The sequence below is a fragment of the Paraburkholderia sp. NMBU_R16 genome (genome assembly GCF_013282575.1).
In the GTDB taxonomy this organism is placed as follows: Bacteria; Pseudomonadota; Gammaproteobacteria; order Burkholderiales; family Burkholderiaceae; genus Trinickia.
Genome location: NZ_JAAAYE010000012.1, coordinates 90735 through 107477, shown reverse-complemented (window position 1 = coordinate 107477; position 16743 = coordinate 90735). Strand labels below are relative to the sequence as shown.

The following is a 16743-nucleotide window of genomic DNA, read 5'->3' as shown; positions in this document are numbered from 1 at the left end:
AAGACTCCTTCATTGATCGATCCATGTCTCTCACTGTATCGGTCGACGCACCGCGACATTTTTGGTTTTACGCTGCTGTACAAACGCTTTTTTTTGTTTGAACGGGTCGTTGCACGAACTTTTCCGAGCGCAGCGAAACCGGCATCAAGTGCCGGGCGACTCGGCGCCCGCCGCCACGACCCACTGCGGCGCGTCGCTTGGCGAAGCCTTGACGACCTTGGTCACGATGTAGGTGAAATAGCGCTCGATTCCAAGCTCGTCGGTGAGCAGTGAATCGATGAAGCGCTGGTAATGATCGATATCGCGCGAAGCGACATGCATGACATAGTCGACCCCGCCTCCCGTCGCATAGCACTGCTCGACCTCGGACGCAGCCGCGATGCGCTCCTCGAAGCGCCGCATATCGTGAGCCGTATGGCGCGCGAGCGTCACTTCGACGACGATCCGGCTGCCCTTGAATACTCCCACCCAATCGATCTCGGCACGATAGCCGCGGATGAGTCCGATGTCCTCCAATCGGCGTACGCGCTCCCATACCGGCGAGATCGAGAGATTCACTTCCTCCGCGAGACGCGACTTCGTGATCCGGCCGTCGCGCGCCAGCACGCGCAGAATGGCGAGATCGTAGCGGTCGAGCTTGTATCCGTTGCCGTTCATCGCGTGCTCTTCGTCGTGAATTCAACGCCTGCTCAGTGCGTCGCGATGCCGCGTTCGACGACTTCGGCCACCACGGCGATCGTATCGCCCACCCGCACCAGACCGGGAAAGTGGCGCGCCGCGAAGATGCCGCCGCGGCGCGCGCGGTACTCCCGGGGCCGCGCACCCGTACGCGTGATGTCGTGGACGCGCGCCAGCACTTCCCCTGCCTCGACGGTATCGCCGAGGTCTTTGCACATCTCGATCAAGCCATCGTGCTCGCTCGTCGTATAGCAATCCCCGTCAGGCATATCGAGCAACGTCGTCGTGCGCGGTGCCGCACGAGCGCCGGCATCGGCATCGCAGATGCCGGCGTGAGCGAGAAATCCACGCACGCCGCGCTCGGCAATGCGAACGCTCGACGCGCTCGCGCTTCCACCGCCGCCGAGTTCGGTCGTGACGAACACTTTGCCCGCCTCTTCCGCCGCCGTATCGAAGAGTCCGACGCTGTCGAGTTCGAGCATACGCATCGAGTAAGGCGCACCGAACGCGCGCATCGCGGCGTCGGCACGGGCCTGCTGTTGCGCATCCGGCAATACGTGAACCGCCGCAAACGGTACGAAGTCGAGTGTCTTGCCGCCCGCGTGAATATCGAGGACGTAATCGGCGAGCGGCAGCAGATGGCGCTGAAAATAGTCGGCGATTTTCTCGGTCACCGTGCCGTCGGGGCGCCCGGGAAAACTGCGATTGAGGTTGCCCTTGTCGATCGGCGAAGTACGGGTGCCCGCGCGAAACGCCGGGTAGTTCATGAACGGCACGACGATCACGCGCCCGGCGATCTCGCTCGCCTTGAGCGTCGAAGCCAGCTTCGATAGCGCAATCGGGCCTTCGTACTCGTCGCCATGATTGCCGCCGGTAATGAGCGCCGTCGGCCCCTCGCCGCGCTTGATCACCGTGATCGGGATCATGACCGCCCCCCACGCGGAGGCATCGTGCGAGTGGGGCAACTTCAGAAAACCATGCTGCTCGCCTTCGGCTTCGAAGTCGATCGTCGGTTGAATCGGGGAAGCACGCATCGTCCCTCACTCCTTCACGAAAAGCCGTCGCGGCGTATTGCAAAACGTCTCGACCCCGTTCGCCGTGATGAGAATGCTCTCCGTGATCTCGAGCCCCCAATCGTCGAGCCACAGCCCCGGCATGAAGTGGAACGTCATGCCGGGCTCAAGCACCGTCTTGTCACCGGGGCGCAGGCTCATCGTGCGCTCACCCCAATCGGGCGGGTAGCTTGCACCGATCGGATAACCGCAGCGGCTGTTCTTCTCGATGCCGAATTTCTTGAGTACGGCGAAGAATGCGTTGGCGATGTCCTCGCAGGTATTACCCGGTTTCGCGGCCTGCAGGCCCGCTTCGATGCCATCGACGACGGCGCGCTCGCCCTCCACGAAATGCTTCGGCGGCTTGCCGAGATAGACGGTGCGCGATTGCGGGCAGTGGTAGCGCCGGTAGCATCCGGCAATCTCGAAGAACGTCCCCGCATCGCGGGCGAACGGCGTGTCGTCCCAGGTCAGATGCGGTGCGGCCGCATCGGCGCCCGTCGGCAAAAGCGGCACGATGGCCGGATAGTCGCCACCGTGTTCTCCCACACCGGTCACGCCCGCCGCAAAAATTTCGGCCACGAGATCGTTCTTGCGCATACCGGGTTCGATACGCTCGACGATATGCGCGTGCATCTTCTCGACGATGCGTGCCGCTATGCGCATGTATTCGATTTCGCGCGGCGACTTGACGGCCCGTTGCCAATTGACGAGCCCTGTCGCATCGACCCACTTCGCGTTCGGCAGATTGCGCGCGAGCGACGCGAAGGCCGCCGCGCTGAAGTAGTAGTTGTCGAGCTCGACGCCGATCCGCAACCCACCCCATCCGCGCGCCTCGATCACCTCGCGCGAGAGGTAGTCCATCGGATGACGCTCGCGCGACTGGACGTAGTGGTCGGGATAGCCGACGATCTGCGCATGCTCCATGAAGACGGTGCGCTTGGCACCGTTCGCGTCCTGTCCGCGCCCGAACCAGATCGGCTCTCCGTCATGGGCCAGCACGACGCATTGATGCACGTAGAACGACCAGCCGTCGTACCCCGTGAGCCAGGCCATGTTGCTCGGATCCGTGACGATCAGCAGATCGATTCCCGAGTTCGCCATCGCGCGGCGCGCCTTGGCGATCCGCGCGTCGTATTCGCTCCGCTCGAACGGCAGACGTACGGCCGCCGCCACAGGTTCGCCTTTCAATTGCTGCAGGATGTCTTCCGCCATATGCTCCTCTCGCATCGATCCCGGTCCGCTGCGCGCCGCGACAGACCGCATTCAAACTCTCATACGTTACGAAACGCGGTACCCGCCCCTGCCGCGCGCACGCGCTCGAGCGCAAGTGCCGCGATCGCCGTGTCCTGCGCACCCGTGCCTGTCAGATCGCATATCGTCACGTCGTCGGCGCTCGTGCGTCCCGCAGCGCGGCCCGCAACGATCGCCCCGAGCTCGGGGAATACCGCATCCCGTTCGCACACGCCCGATTCGATCGCGTGGCGAAGCTCGCCCAACACGCGCGTCTGACTGAGGCGGTCGCAGATATAGCGCGCCTGTGCCAACGCGGCGGGCGCGATCTCGTTCTTGTGCTCGGCGTCCGAGCCCATCGCCGTGATATGGAGGCCGGGGTGCAAATCGCCCGGACCGACGAGCGGCTCGCAGCTCGGCGTCGTCGTGAGGGCGATATCGGCACAACGCAATGCCGCACCGACGTCCGATGCCACCTCGCAAGGCAAGCCGAGCGTCTCGCGCACATCGGCCGCCAACCGCTCGGCCGAGGCCTGCTTGCGCGCCCAGACGGTCACGGCCTCGATATCGCGAACGAGCGTCAGTGCCTGCAGTTGCAGGCGTGCCTGTTCTCCCGCGCCGATGACTGCCGCCCGCTTCGCATCCGGCCGCGAGAGCCAGCGCGCCGCAACGGCGCCGGCTGCGGCCGTTCGCACCGCGGTCAGATAGCCGTTGTCGAGCAGCACCGCCTGCGTGAGGCCCGTCTTCGCCGACAGCACCAGCATGAGCCCGTTCAAGCTGGGTAACCCCAGCGCCGGATTGTCGAAAAAACCAGGACTGACTTTGATCGCGAAGCTGTCGAAACGCGGCAGATAGGCTGTTTTCACGTCGACCTCGCCGCGATGCGCGGGCACGTCCAATCGAAGAACCGGCGGCATGGCGACCGCTTCCGTCGCCAGAGAGACAAACGCCGCCTCCACTTGATCGATGGCCGCACGATCGAGCGGCACGAGTTCGCGAAGCGTTGCTTCGCCCGCAATGAGAATGTCGCTCATGAGAAGATGTGCTCCGATTCGAAACTTGGCGCTTCGAGCAGCAAGCGTCGATGCAGATCCATGTCGATGTTGGCGCCGCTCGCAATGAGAACGATCGGACCGCCGCCCGCCTGCGTCGAAGCCGACACGGCCCCGTCAAGCACGGCGGCTATGCCGACCGCGGCGGCGCCCTCCAGAATCAGCCGCTCGTGCCGATACGCATGGACGACGGCACGTGCGATCGCTTCCTCATCGACCAAAAGCGCGTCGTCGATCAACGATCGCGTCATCGAAAAGGTGTATCGATTCGCAAGACCGATACCGCCGCCCAGGGAATCGGCCAATGTCGCGATTTCGTCGACGCATACCGGTTTGCCGGCTGCAAGGCTGGCATGCATGGCCGCGCCGCGACGCATCGTGACGCCCGTGAGCTTGACTTCGGGACAGCACTGCCGGGCCGCGAATGCAACACCGGAAAAAAGCCCGCCGCCCGACAGCGGCACCACGATCTGTGCGACGGCGGGAAGCGCTTCGACGATTTCGAGCCCGATCGTCGCCTGTCCGGCGATGACGTCGAGGTCGTCGAAGGGCGGCACATAAGCGAGCCCTTCTTGCGCCGCGAGCCGCGCCGCTTCTCGTTCGGCGTCGTCCTGGCTGTTGCCGGCCAGGCATACCTTCGCGCCGAGCGCCCGCACGGCTTGCACTTTGTTCTGAGGGACCCGCGACGAAAGGCAGACCGTGGCCTCGAGACCCAGCGCCTGCGCAGCATGCGCGACCGCCCGGCCGTGATTGCCCGTCGATGCGGTGACGACGCGCGTCACACCGCGCTCGGCCAATTGCGCGAGGGCGTTCGTCGCACCGCGGATCTTGAAGCTGCCCGTCGGCTGCACGGTTTCGAGCTTCAGGTAGACACGGGTACCGGCGAGCTCGGAAAGGCTCGCGGATTCGACGAGCGGCGTATGGGCAACACGGCCCATGAGACGGCGCCGCGCGCGGTAGACATCGGCAAGCGAAATGACGGACATAGACAGTACACCGGTAAAAGTCGAGCGCGGCCCCAGGGAGCATGCGGCTCATCAGTGCTGCCCAGTCTAATGTCCTGAAAAACGAATTCGATTGTCCTAGTTCATTTCGGATTCGGCGCACGCGCTCGATCGTAGCGTCAATCGACCGCGTGGACCTGAGGATATTGTTCGAATACCTCGCGTACGGTCTGCAGCGCCTCGGCGAAGACATCGTCGCTCACTTCCGCTCCCACACACAGCCGCACCGCATTCGGCCGGCTTTCGACACCGCGCACGAGAAACGGATCGGGCGACGTCACGGCGATATGGCGCTTGCGCAGTGCCCGCACGAGATGATCGGCCTGCCAGTGCTCCGGCACGCGCAGCCATACAGAGAGTGCGTGGGGATGGCTGCCCTGCACGTAGCTGCCGAGAATCTGCGCGACGAGCGCCTGCCTGCGCGCGAGGCGCTCGCGTTGTATCTGCACGAGGCGGGCAGCCGTACCGTCGTCGATCCAGCGCGTGGCGATCTCTGCCATCGGCGAAGTCGCCATCCAGCTCGAAACGCGCAACGTACTCTCGGTGCGCAACGCGAGCCGGCGCGGCGTGCTCAGGTAACCGATGCGCAGTCCCGCGAGCACCGATTTCGTCATGCTCGTGCAATAGAACGAGAGCTCGGGAATCATGCTCGAAATCGGCGGCAGCGGCTTCGCGAGCAGCGGACCGTAAACATCGTCTTCGATGACATGAACTCCATATCGCTCCGCGATCCTCGCGATCGCGCGCCGTCGGGATTCAGGCATGAGCGCCACGGTCGGATTGTTCAAATTGGGCGTACAGACCAGTGCCGTCACGCGTTCGCTGTCGCACAGCTCCTCGAAATGCTCCGGATGGATGCCGAACTCGTCGATCTCGAGACCTTTGAGGGTAAACCCAAGTACGTTGGCCGACCCGATCACGCCGTGATCGGTCAGGCTCTCGCAAACGACCGTATCGCCGGGCCGCACGAGCGATGCGAGCGCGAGAAAAATGCCGTGCGCAGCGCCATTCGTGACGAGCAGCGTATCGGTCGATGCCGGCATGCGAAGCGCGTCGAGCCAGGCCACACCCGCGCGTCGATGATGCTCGAAACCAGCGATCGGCCGAAACGCGCGAATCCACGGCTGATCTTCGATTTTTGCGAGCTTGGCGCAGATCTTGCGCCACATCGCATCGTGCTCCGGCGTGTGGATGATGCGTGCGATCGAAAAATCGATGACGGAGCGCTCGGCCGTATCGAGCATATAGTTGGCCATCTTTTCGGTGACGCGCGGGGCGACGAAGCTGCCCCGCCCTACCTCGCAGCGAATGAGCCCCTGGCGCTCAAGCTCCTTGTACGCGTTGGTGACGGTCTGCACGCTGATTTGCAGTTCGCCGGCCACGTCGCGCTGCGGCGGCAGCCGCGTGCCGGCCGTCAGCACCGAGGCTTCGATGTCGGCCGCGATGGCCTTGACGAGCCGTTTGTACTTGGATTCCACGCCGTGGACCGCCCGTACCGCATCGCGCCAATGTCCGATCACTGTCTGCCTCCTCTCGTCCCATTTCGCATGGTGTGACAAAACATATACGGAGAATTATTGTCCTAGAGCAATCGAGAACAAAAAAATGGCTTTGTATCCTGCACTCAGGACAAGGTTTCACGGCTTTGGCATCGATCTCGCCGGCCTGATAGCGGGCCTTGTCTGATCAGGCCGGCGCGCTCGTCGCCGAACGGACTCACCCACTACGCTCGGGAATGTCATGAAAGCCAATCGATTCAGTCAGTTCTCAGGATTCCTCATCGCCGGTTGCCTTGTCGCAGCCGGCTTCGCCATGCTCGTACCGAGCGCGTTCGCGGAAACGACGCTGCAACGCATTCAGCGTACCGGTGAAGTCCGCATCGGCTATGCGAACGAAGCCCCGTTCGCCTACACTGCGCCCGACGGCACCGTCACCGGCGAATCTCCGGAGATTGCGAAGAAGGTCTTTGCCAAGCTTGGGGTCAAGAAAGTCGATGCCGTGCTGACGGAATGGGGCTCGCTGATTCCGGGCCTCAAGGCGGGCCGCTTCGACGTCATCGCCGCGGGTATGTACATCACCCCGGAACGGTGCAAGCAGGTTGCGTTCGCCGATCCGCAATACCAGATCCAGGACACCCTGCTCGTGCAAAAAGGCAACCCGAAGAAGCTGCAAAGCTACAAGGACATCGCGAAACTGCCCGACGCGAAGCTGGCGGTCATGTCCGGTACCGTCGAGGTCGGCTACTCGCAGCAAGAAGGCGTGAAAACCGACCAACTCCTGCAGGTACCGGACACGACCGCGCAACTGCAAGCCGTGCGCGCCCGCCGCGTCGATGCCGCCGTCGGCACCGGTCTCACGATGAAAGCGCTTGCGAAGAAGGATCCGGGGCAGGTCGAAGTCGTCACCAATTTTACCGACGATCCGAAACACACCGGTTACGGCGCGCTGGCTTTTCGTCAGGAGGATACGGACTTGCGCGACGCAGTGGACAAGGTGCTGCACAGCTGGCTCGGCTCGCCCGATCATCTGCAAACGGTTGCACCGTTCGGCTTCGACAAGTCGAATCTGACGACCAAAACCGCGGCCGAGATCTGCAGCGGTAGCTGAGCGGCGGCGTGCCGCCGATTCGCGCGAGCTACCGTCGCCCGCTCCCGAAACATCCGGACACGAGGAAACGTCCCATGTCGGAATTGCTTCCCTTGCTATTGCGCGGCACACTCGTCACGGTGCAGATCGCCGCGCTCGGCACGCTCCTTGCGGTCGTCATGGCCTGCGTCGCGACTGCGGCGAAACTCTCGCCGTTCGCGCCGCTGCGCTGGATCGGCAACGTCTACGTCGAGGTGTTTCGCGGTACATCGTTGCTCGTGCAACTTTTCTGGTTCTTTTTCGTCTTGCCGTTGCCGCCGATCTCCATCAGCATGACGCCGTTCCAGGTGGCAATCATCGGCCTCGGGCTGCACTACGGTGCCTATGGATCCGAAATCCTGCGCGGCGCGCTGCGCTCCGTGCCCGGCGGACAATACGAAGCGGCTCTTGCGCTCAACATGCCCGCACTGACCCGCCTGCGGCGCATCATTTTGCCGCAAGCGATGATCAACGCGCTGCCGCCTGCCACGAACCTGATGATCGAGTTGCTCAAAGGTACCTCGCTCGTTTCGCTCATCACGCTCTCGGATCTCTCGTTCAGGGCTCGCCAGCTGGACCAGGCGACGTTCGAGACCGCCGAGATATTCACGCTGACACTCGTGATCTACTTCGTGCTCGCGCAATTGCTCGCCACCGTCATGCGTCATTTCGAGCGCCGAGTCAGCCATGGCTACGGTATCGCACGGGGAGGCGCCAAATGAACGGCACCGACCGCCTTTTCGATCTCGGCTATGCCGAGCGCATTCTGCCGGCCCTGCTTCACGCGTCGGTCTACACGATTTTCATCACGCTCGTCGGTTTCGCCATTGCGCTGGTGCTGGGGCTCGTTTTCGCCGTACTCCGGCGCAGCCCGATCAAGCCCCTCTCCTATACGGTGACGTTCATCGTCGAATTCATTCGCAGCACACCGTTGCTGATTCAGGTCTATGTCATCTTCTACGTACTGCCCGTCTACGGCATTACGATGTCCGCGTTGACGGCCGGTACGATCGGGATTGCGCTGCACTATGCGTGCTACACGTCCGAGGTCTATCGAGCGGGATTGAACTGCGTCGCGCGCGGGCAATGGGAAGCCGCTTGTGCGCTTTCGCTCTCGCCCTGGCGCACATATCGCAGTGTCGTGCTGCCGCAGGCCATCCGTCCCGTCATCCCGGCGCTCGGCAACTATCTCGTGGCCATGTTCAAGGACACACCCGTGTTGTCGGCGATTACCGTGGTCGAGTTGATGCAGCAGGCTAAGAATATCGGCTCCGAGACGTTCCGCTATCTCGAGCCCATCACGCTCGCCGGCGTTTTCTTTCTGATCATCAGCGTGAGCTTCGCCGCACTCGTGCGTCGCGTCGAACGCGCGGTAAGGCTGCCATGATGAAAACTTCGTCCGACGCGCCGACCAATTCAACCGCCTCTCCCGCAACGCCCGTCATGGAGCAACCGATGAAGCGAGACGACGAACACACCCTGGCCCAGCGCGGCGAGGATGCCGCGCAAATACCGCAACGAGCGCAAGTCGCACCGATGGTGCGCTTTCTCGGTGTCACGAAACGTTATGGCGCCCTGACGGTGCTCGACGAACTCAATCTCGATGTCGCACCGAATGAAAAGGTCGCGATCATCGGGCCCAGCGGCTCGGGTAAATCGACCCTGCTGCGTGTGCTCATGACGCTGGATCCGCTGACGAGCGGCATGATCGAAGTCGATGGGGAACCGCTCACGCATATGCGCAGCGGCGGCAAGCTCGTGCCGGCCTCGCCGCGCCACCTGCGCGCCGTACGCAACAAGATCGGTATGGTGTTTCAAAGCTTCAACCTGTTTCCGCATATGACCGCACTGCAAAACACGATCGAGGCGCCGATCCACTCGCTGGGTCTTTCACGCAACGAAGCGTTGGAACGCGCGCGTGAATTGCTTTCTCTGGTGGGCCTCGCGGACAAATGCAATCATTATCCGTCGCAACTTTCGGGCGGCCAGCAGCAGCGCGTCGCGATCGCTCGCGCACTGGCGATGCGGCCGAAGGTCATGCTGTTCGATGAAGTCACGTCGGCGCTCGATCCGGAGCTGTGCGGGGAGGTGCTGAATGTAATCCGCCGGCTCGGCGAGGAACACAACCTGACGATGCTGATGGTCACGCATCAAATGGGATTCGCGAAGGATTTCGCGGACCGGGTCTGTTTCTTTTCGCAGGGAAAGATCGTTGAACAAGGGCCGCCGCGGGAATTCTTCTCCGCGCCGAAACACGAGCGGACCCAGCAGTTTCTACGAGCGGTGCGCGAAGCGCTTTGAGGGCGCCGCAGCCAATCCATGCCACGCCCTAAAGCACGTTCATCATCGCCAGCGCGGTCTCCTGCAAATAAGGCAGCACGCGCTGCAGCGCGGCTTCCGTCGTTTCCTTGCCGATCGGCATGTTGGTGCTGAGCGCGGCAACCGCAACGCCCTGCCGGTTCTTGAGCGCAACAGCGATGCCACGCACGCCGACTTGCAATTGCTGTTCGACGACGGCAAAGCCTTCCGCGCGCGAGCGCCGGATCGCCTCGCGCAACTGCGCCTTGTCCGTTATCGTGTACGGGGTGAACGGCGCGAGCTCCGTCGTATCGAGCCATTCGTTCATGGCGTCCTGATTCGGCTGATGCGCGAGCAGCACGACACCCGGCGAAGCGAGCGGCGCCGGCACGCGCGCGCCCAGCACGAAACCCGTGGTCATGACACGCGACGCGCCGTTACGCGCGATGAACACCAGTTCCCATTCGTCCAGCACGCTGACATAGACCGATTCCTTCAGCGTCGCGCTCAACTGCTGCAAGTACGGCTGCACGAGACGCGGCAGACGGGCCGAATCGAAGTACGACCAGCCGACTCGCAGCACGCGCGGTGTCAAGCCGTAGAGCTTGCCGTCGGTATAGACATAGCCGAGATGCTCGAGTGTCAGCAGATAGCGGCGCGCGGCGGTACGGGAGAGGCCGGTACGCACCCCGGCTTCGGTCGCCGTCATGCGCGCGTGCTTGTCGTCGAACGCTTCGAGAATGGCGAGCCCCTTCTCGAGCCCGGCGATCCAGTCGCGCTTGTCGAGTGCAGGCGACCGCTTCATCGAGCGGCTCGCAGACAGGATGAATACGAGCGGCCCCTGGGCACGACCGCTCTCCCGGCATTGCGCAACACCGCGCTCAGCGCTTGCCCATCAGCCATGCCACGACGAATGAAAGCAGACAGCCGATGACGAGATATGCGGCAACCGGATGCCACGAACCCCCGGCGAAAGCAACGAGCGCCGCCGCGATGAACGGCGTAAAGCCCCCACCTACGACGCTCGCGACCTGATAACCCACTCCCGCACCGCTATAGCGATAGGACGCGCCGAAAAACTCGGTGAACATCGGTTGTTGCACGCTCACGACCATATCGTGCGAGATATTGGCGAGCAACACGGCGAAGATGACGATCGGCAGCGTCGCGCGCGATTCGAGCGCGAGGAAAAACGGCACGGCCGCCAACGCACCGATCAAGGCGCCGGTCAGATAAACGCGCCGCCGTCCGAAACGGTCGGCCAGCCACGCGAAGCACGGGATCGTGACGCAGCTGACCGAGCCTACGATCAAGCCGATATGCAGGAAAAGATCGCGCGACAAACCGAGGTTTGCCGTCGAGTAACTGAGCGCGAATGTCGTCACGATGTACATCGTGAACAACTCGGCCAGCCGCAGTGCAATGATCAACGCGAAGCCGCCGGGATGGTTGCGCAGCGCTTCGAGCACCGGCAGGCGCGCCTTCTTGTGCCCGATCTCGACTTCCTTGACGAACTCCTGCGACTCTTCCATGCTCGAGCGAATCCACAGCGCCACGCCGACAAGCACGACGCTGAACAGAAACGGCAGGCGCCATCCCCAGGATTTGAACGCCGCATTGTCGATCGATTGGCTGATGATCGAAACGATCCCCGTCGAAAGAATCAGGCCGACACCATAGCCCACCTGCACACCGCTGCTATAGAACGCTTTCTTGCCTTCAGGCGCGCTTTCAACGGCCATCAACGCGGCGCCGCCCCACTCCCCACCCACGGCAAAGCCCTGGATGGCCCGCAGCGCGACGAGCAGCACGGGCGCCCACCAGCCGATGCTGGCAAATGTCGGCAAAAGCCCGATCGATGCGGTGGACAGCCCCATCAGCATGACGGTCAACACGAGCATGCGCTTGCGGCCGAGACGGTCTCCGAAATGCCCGAAAACGACACCGCCCAATGGCCGGAACAGAAAACCCACGCCGAACGTCGCGAACGCGGCGATCACGCCCATCGCGGGTCCCACGCTCGGGAAAAACGCCGAGTTGAACACGAGTGCCGCCACGATGCCGTAAAGCAAAAAATCGTACCAATCGACGACGGCGCCGACGAAGCTGCCGAGCGCGGCTTTTCGCGCGCGGCTTCGCGACGGATCGATCGCGGCCTTGTCGAGTGCGTGAGCTGCTGGAATCATGACGATGTCTCCGGATTGTTCGAATCGGCGCGAACGCGCCTGGCCTGTTCGTTCGAAGCTGCGGTACCTCAAAGCACCGCGCCGTGCGACAGTTGCTCGGAGCATAAGCGGGCGAGCTTGCGCAGACAACGGATTCCCGGCGGCCGGCGTGCGATGATCGCAATTTTCCGTGCGATGATCGCACGCTTTCGGGGTTTGCACCGACCGGCCGCTCGATCGGCAAACGCTGTGCGCGCGGGCAGGCTCGCAGAGAGATGTACTGAATGGTTAAAATTAGGCATCGCGGCAAGCGCTGCATGAGCTCGAGGAGGCTGTCCCAATGATCACCGACTTTCCCGATTCGTCCGCAAAGCCGCTCGTCGGTGACAGCGCGCCGTTCAATCCGCTGGGCATCGCCGGACTCGAATTCGTGGAATTCGCGGCGCCGGCGCCCGACGCGCTTGCGCGGCGTTTCGAGCAACTAGGCTTTACGGCGCGCGCGCGACATGTCAGCAAGGCCGTCACGCTCTACCGTCAGGGCACGATGAACTTTCTGGTCAATGCCGAACCGGACTCGTTCGCAGCCCGTTATGCCGAGGAGTACGGAGCGGGCATTTGTGCGATCGGGGTGCGCGTCAACGATGCGCAACGTGCGTTCGAGCGCGCGACCGAGCGGGGCGCATGGGCCTTCGAAGGCGAAAGCGTCGGTCAGTCCGAACTCGTGATTCCCGCGATTCAAGGCATAGGCAATTCGCACATCTATTTCGTGGATCGCTGGCACGGCCGCGGCGGCGCGACGGGCGACCAGACCATCTTCGATATCGACTTTCGCCCGCTCCCCGCTGCGACCGGCAACGCAACGACCGTCAGCGGTGCCGGCCTGTTGCAGGTCGATCACTTCACGCAGATGGTCGGGGCGGGGCGAATCTCCGAGTGGCTGGACTTTTATCGGGAGATGCTCGATTTTTGCGAGATTCACGAGTTGCACGCCGACTGGCATATCTCGTCCGATTCGCGGGTCATGCAGTCGCCTTGCGGTGGGATCACGATCCCGCTTTATGAAGAAGGCACGCAGCGCACGCGGCTCTTGCACGAGTATCTGCCCGATCATCCCGGCGAAGGCGTGCAGCACATCGCCCTTGCGACGAACGACATTCTGAGCTGCGTGGATACCCTGCGTGCGAACGGACTCGAGTTTCTCGAACCGCCGCCGCGCTACTACGCGGAAATCGATGCCCGATTGCCGGGGCATGGCCTCGATATCGAGGCGCTGCGCAGCCGTAACGTCCTCGTCGACGGCGCGATCGAGGAAAATGGCCCGCCACGGCTTTTCCTGCAAACATTCGTCAAGCGGGGGCCCACCGAAATCTTCTTCGAGGTTGTCGAGCGTCGCGGTCATCATGGTTTCGGCGAAGGCAATCTGCAAGCGCTCGAACATGCCCGCGCGACGCGCTAAGGCCTGCTCGCGCGGCGCGGCCGGGGATCGGGCGCATGCTAGAATGCGCCGTCATAGAGCCGCACCCGCGCAAAATGAAAAAGGCCCCCGTCAAGGCAACCGTGTCCAACGGTAACGAGCAACCCGCCGAAGCCCGCCGCAAATACGATCCCGAAGAAACGAAGCGCAATATCCTCGAAGTCGCCACGCAGGAGTTCTCCGCGATGGGGCTTTCGGGTGCGCGCGTCGACGCGATTGCGGAGCGAACCAATACGACGAAGCGCATGCTCTATTACTACTTCGAGAGCAAGGAAGGGCTTTACGAAGCCGTGCTCGAGAAAGTCTACGGCGATATTCGCACGCTGGAGCAAGCGCTCAACGTCGAAGAACTGGAGCCCGAGGAAGGGATGCGCCGCCTGGTCGAATTCACGTTCGACTATCACGACAAGCACCGCGATTTCGTTCGGCTCATCGCAATCGAGAACGTCCACAGCGCGAAATACATCACGCAGTTGAAGGCATTCAAAAGCCGCAACGTCAGCATCGTCAATACGATCGAAAATTTGCTCGCGCGCGGTGCCGCCGAAGGACGCTTTCGGCCCGATATCGATCCGATCGACCTGCACCTGCTCATCAGTTCGTTCTGCTTTCACCGCGTGTCGAACCGTTATACGTTCGGCGCGGCGTTCGGCCGTGACCCGTCGCATCCGCGGTTGCGGACACGGCATCGGGACATGATCGTCGATGCCGTGCTGCGCTTCGTTCGCGAACCGTGATGCAATCAGCGCAGACGCACCAGCGGCGACGGCGGCATTGCGCCGCCGTAAAGTGAGGTGCCCGGGCCCCGGGCGTGATGAGCGGTTACGATGCCAGTGAAATCCGCTTGATGTCGCCGACGACGAATACGTACGAAAGCGCTCCGATCAGCGCGACCACGCCGATGAAGACGAGCGCGCCGACGAACGATCCCGTTGCCGCGACGATGAAGCCGATCACGAGCGGCGTGACGATGCCCGCGAGGTTCGCCGCGAAGTTGAAGATGCCGCCCGTCAAGCCGAGCAAGCCCTCGGGGGCGATGTCGGAAACGAGCGTCCAGCCCAGCGCGGCCATGCCCTGCGCAAAGAACGCAACCGACATGATCGCAATGACGACCGTGTCGCTCTTCACATAGTTGGCCAGCACGATCGTCGAGGCGAGCAGCAACCCGGTGATGATCGGCAGCTTGCGTGCGACGTTCGCCGACTTCCCGCGCCGCAGCAGCGAGTCGGACAACCAACCGCCAAACATCACGCCGATCGAAGCCGCAATGAACGGCAAAATGGCGAAAAAGCCGATCTTGAGCCAACCCATATGCCGTTCAGTGGCCAGATAGGTCGGGAACCAGGTCAGGAAGAAGACCAGCGTCGAGTTGCCGGCGAACTGGCCGAGGCAAATCCCGGTGAGCTGACGATGCTTGAGCAACTGGCCGATCGTGCTCCACGAAAAGCCGCTCGATGCACGCGCGCGGCTGTGCTCTTCCCGCGTGAGACCACCGCCCGCCTCGATGTATTCGATCTCGGCCGCGTTGGCACGCGGGTGTTCGTGCGGTTCGCGATAAAAGAGCCACCAGATGAAGCCGAAGAGGATACCGGCCACGCCCACCACGAAGAACAATGAACGCCATCCGTAAGCGCCCATCAACGCGAACAGCAATGGACTGAAGCACGCAAGACCGATGTATTCGCCGACCGTATAAGTCCCCGTGGCCAATGCCCGCTCGCGCTGCGGAAACCAGGTTGCCACGACGCGGCTGTTGGTCGGAAAGCAAGGCGATTCCGAAACGCCGAGTCCGAGCCGGCACGCGAGCAGCGATCCCACGCCGTGGACAAGACCTTGCGCAAGCGTGAAGACAGACCAGAACGTCATCGCGAGGTAATACGTGAGCTTGCTGCCGAACCGGTCGAGAAAAATCCCGCCCGGGATTTGCGAGGCGGCATAGGTCCACGAAAAAGCGGAAAACATGATGCCCATCACCGCGGCGCCGATGCCGAGTTCCTTGGTAAGCTGCGGCGCCGCAATGCCCAGCACCGTCCGATCGAGATAGTTGATCATCGTACCGACCGCGAGCAGCGCGAGGATCTCGTAGCGCGCGGACGAACGGCGCATGGTGCGCGAGGCCGTACGTTCGGCGGCCGGCGGCTGCCCCGGCACGCCGGAAGGAATCTGCTGTCGCATGGTTGATGTCTCCTGTCAGTATCGATCGAATAAGTGCGGTGAGAGTGCGGTAAGGCGGCGGCGCGAGGGTTCGATGTTCAGCGCAGCAAGGTTTGGAAGTGCTCGAACATCCGCTCGGCATTCGGCGCTATGCCCGTAAAGATCTCGAATGCCTCGACAGCCTGATAGACAGCCATGCCGCCGCCGGTCAACGTCCGGCACCCCAGCGCTTCGGCCGCGTTCAGCAGCTCGGTCTTGATCGGGAAATAGACGACGTCGGCCACCCACAGGCGCGGATGCAGCAGTTCTGACGGAAGAGGCAGACCGGGATGCTTCGCCATTCCGGTAGGTGTTGCATGGATGAGGCCATCGGCCGACGCAAGCGCATCGCCCAGTATCGCGGGCGAGCCGTCGATCGCATGAACCCGCGCTTGCGGAAAACGCACCTGGAGCTCGGCTGCAAGCGCCCGCGCCCGCGAGGAGTCGACATCGACGAGCGCGAGCTCGCGCGCGCCCATCGTCATCGCGGCGTGCGCCACTGCCGCGCCTGCTCCGCCCGCCCCGAGCTGAACGACGCGCTCGCACGATGCGCCGGGTAGACCGCGCTGGAAAGCGCGGCGAAACCCGGACCAGTCCGTGTTGTGGCCGATCCGGCGCCCGTCTTTGAACTGCACTGTGTTCACGGCCCCGAGCGCGCGTGCGTCGTCGGAAAGCTCATCGAGCAGCTCGATGACGGCTTGCTTGCACGGATATGTCACATTCACGCCATCGAACCCCATCGATTCGGCAGCTTCGAGCAGATTCGGCAATGCGGATACATCGCGGCGCAGCATTTCGAGGTCGATGCGGCGATACACGTACGTAAGCCCGAGGCGGCGGGCCTCCTCCTCGTGCATTGCCGGTGATAGCGATCCGCCTATGCCCGAGCCGATCAAACCGACCAGAAACGAGCGTTCGATTGTCCTTGTCACAACTGACTCCTGGATCCTGATTCCTGTCGAACGCAAG

General features: G+C 62.9%; 16 protein-coding genes. 6 read left to right on the top strand and 10 right to left on the bottom strand.

Annotation, left to right across the window (positions count from 1 at the left end):
* Nucleotides 1-144 precede the first annotated feature (144 nt).
* From GWC77_RS08570 to GWC77_RS08545, 6 genes are all read right to left on the bottom strand, one after another.
* Entirely contained in the window at nucleotides 145-657 is a 513-nt protein-coding gene (locus GWC77_RS08570; RefSeq protein WP_173256471.1) for an Lrp/AsnC family transcriptional regulator, read from the bottom strand.
* A gap of 32 nt (nucleotides 658-689) precedes the next feature.
* Nucleotides 690-1712, bottom strand: coding sequence for a N(2)-acetyl-L-2,4-diaminobutanoate deacetylase DoeB (gene doeB / locus GWC77_RS08565; RefSeq protein WP_173256470.1), 1023 nt, complete (start codon nucleotides 1710-1712; stop codon nucleotides 690-692).
* Between the two features lie 6 nt (nucleotides 1713-1718).
* Complete coding sequence (gene doeA / locus GWC77_RS08560; RefSeq protein ID WP_173256492.1) at nucleotides 1719-2945, bottom strand: ectoine hydrolase DoeA; 1227 nt, start codon at nucleotides 2943-2945, stop codon at nucleotides 1719-1721.
* Nucleotides 2946-3004: 59 nt separating this feature from the next.
* Entirely contained in the window at nucleotides 3005-3997 is a 993-nt protein-coding gene (locus tag GWC77_RS08555) for a cyclodeaminase (protein ID WP_173256469.1), read from the bottom strand.
* On the bottom strand, nucleotides 3994-5001 hold the full coding sequence (eutB, locus tag GWC77_RS08550) for a hydroxyectoine utilization dehydratase EutB (RefSeq protein WP_173256468.1): 1008 nt from the start codon (nucleotides 4999-5001) through the stop codon (nucleotides 3994-3996). The genes GWC77_RS08555 and eutB overlap by 4 nt, the downstream gene beginning before the upstream one ends.
* 137 nt (nucleotides 5002-5138) lie before the next feature.
* On the bottom strand, nucleotides 5139-6539 hold the full coding sequence (locus GWC77_RS08545) for a PLP-dependent aminotransferase family protein (RefSeq protein ID WP_173256467.1): 1401 nt from the start codon (nucleotides 6537-6539) through the stop codon (nucleotides 5139-5141).
* A gap of 220 nt (nucleotides 6540-6759) precedes the next feature.
* Here GWC77_RS08545 and ehuB point away from each other — a divergent pair, with 220 nt between their 5' ends.
* From ehuB to ehuA, 4 genes are all read left to right on the top strand, one after another.
* Nucleotides 6760-7626, top strand: coding sequence for an ectoine/hydroxyectoine ABC transporter substrate-binding protein EhuB (gene ehuB / locus GWC77_RS08540; protein ID WP_173256466.1), 867 nt, complete (start codon nucleotides 6760-6762; stop codon nucleotides 7624-7626).
* A gap of 74 nt (nucleotides 7627-7700) precedes the next feature.
* Nucleotides 7701-8366, top strand: a complete 666-nt coding sequence (ehuC, locus tag GWC77_RS08535; protein WP_173256465.1) for an ectoine/hydroxyectoine ABC transporter permease subunit EhuC — start codon at nucleotides 7701-7703, stop codon at nucleotides 8364-8366.
* Complete coding sequence (gene ehuD, locus GWC77_RS08530) at nucleotides 8363-9031, top strand: ectoine/hydroxyectoine ABC transporter permease subunit EhuD (protein WP_173256464.1); 669 nt, start codon at nucleotides 8363-8365, stop codon at nucleotides 9029-9031. Before ehuC ends, ehuD begins: the two co-directional genes overlap by 4 nt.
* Nucleotides 9031-9945 carry an ectoine/hydroxyectoine ABC transporter ATP-binding protein EhuA gene (gene ehuA, locus GWC77_RS08525; RefSeq protein ID WP_302181349.1) on the top strand — a complete coding sequence of 305 codons (915 nt, stop codon included), beginning with the start codon at nucleotides 9031-9033 and terminating at the stop codon, nucleotides 9943-9945. Before ehuD ends, ehuA begins: the two co-directional genes overlap by 1 nt.
* Nucleotides 9946-9973: 28 nt before the next feature.
* On the opposite strand, the gene GWC77_RS08520 is transcribed toward ehuA, so the two are convergent.
* Nucleotides 9974-10747 carry an IclR family transcriptional regulator C-terminal domain-containing protein gene (locus tag GWC77_RS08520; protein WP_173256463.1) on the bottom strand — a complete coding sequence of 258 codons (774 nt, stop codon included), beginning with the start codon at nucleotides 10745-10747 and terminating at the stop codon, nucleotides 9974-9976.
* A gap of 76 nt (nucleotides 10748-10823) precedes the next feature.
* Nucleotides 10824-12128, bottom strand: coding sequence for a shikimate transporter (shiA, locus tag GWC77_RS08515; RefSeq protein ID WP_173256462.1), 1305 nt, complete (start codon nucleotides 12126-12128; stop codon nucleotides 10824-10826).
* Nucleotides 12129-12447: 319 nt separating this feature from the next.
* Here shiA and GWC77_RS08510 point away from each other — a divergent pair, with 319 nt between their 5' ends.
* Entirely contained in the window at nucleotides 12448-13563 is a 1116-nt protein-coding gene (locus GWC77_RS08510) for a 4-hydroxyphenylpyruvate dioxygenase family protein (protein ID WP_173256461.1), read from the top strand.
* A 74-nt stretch (nucleotides 13564-13637) separates the two neighbouring features.
* Nucleotides 13638-14318 carry a TetR/AcrR family transcriptional regulator gene (locus GWC77_RS08505; protein WP_173256460.1) on the top strand — a complete coding sequence of 227 codons (681 nt, stop codon included), beginning with the start codon at nucleotides 13638-13640 and terminating at the stop codon, nucleotides 14316-14318.
* 85 nt (nucleotides 14319-14403) lie between these two features.
* Here GWC77_RS08505 and GWC77_RS08500 read toward each other — a convergent pair whose 3' ends face one another.
* Together GWC77_RS08500 and GWC77_RS08495 are read right to left on the bottom strand one after the other, a co-directional pair.
* Nucleotides 14404-15756 (bottom strand): MFS transporter, encoded by a 1353-nt coding sequence (locus tag GWC77_RS08500; RefSeq protein WP_173256459.1) that lies wholly within the window; start codon nucleotides 15754-15756, stop codon nucleotides 14404-14406.
* 77 nt (nucleotides 15757-15833) lie between these two features.
* Nucleotides 15834-16706, bottom strand: coding sequence for a shikimate dehydrogenase (locus GWC77_RS08495; protein WP_367949022.1), 873 nt, complete (start codon nucleotides 16704-16706; stop codon nucleotides 15834-15836).
* Nucleotides 16707-16743 lie beyond the last annotated feature (37 nt).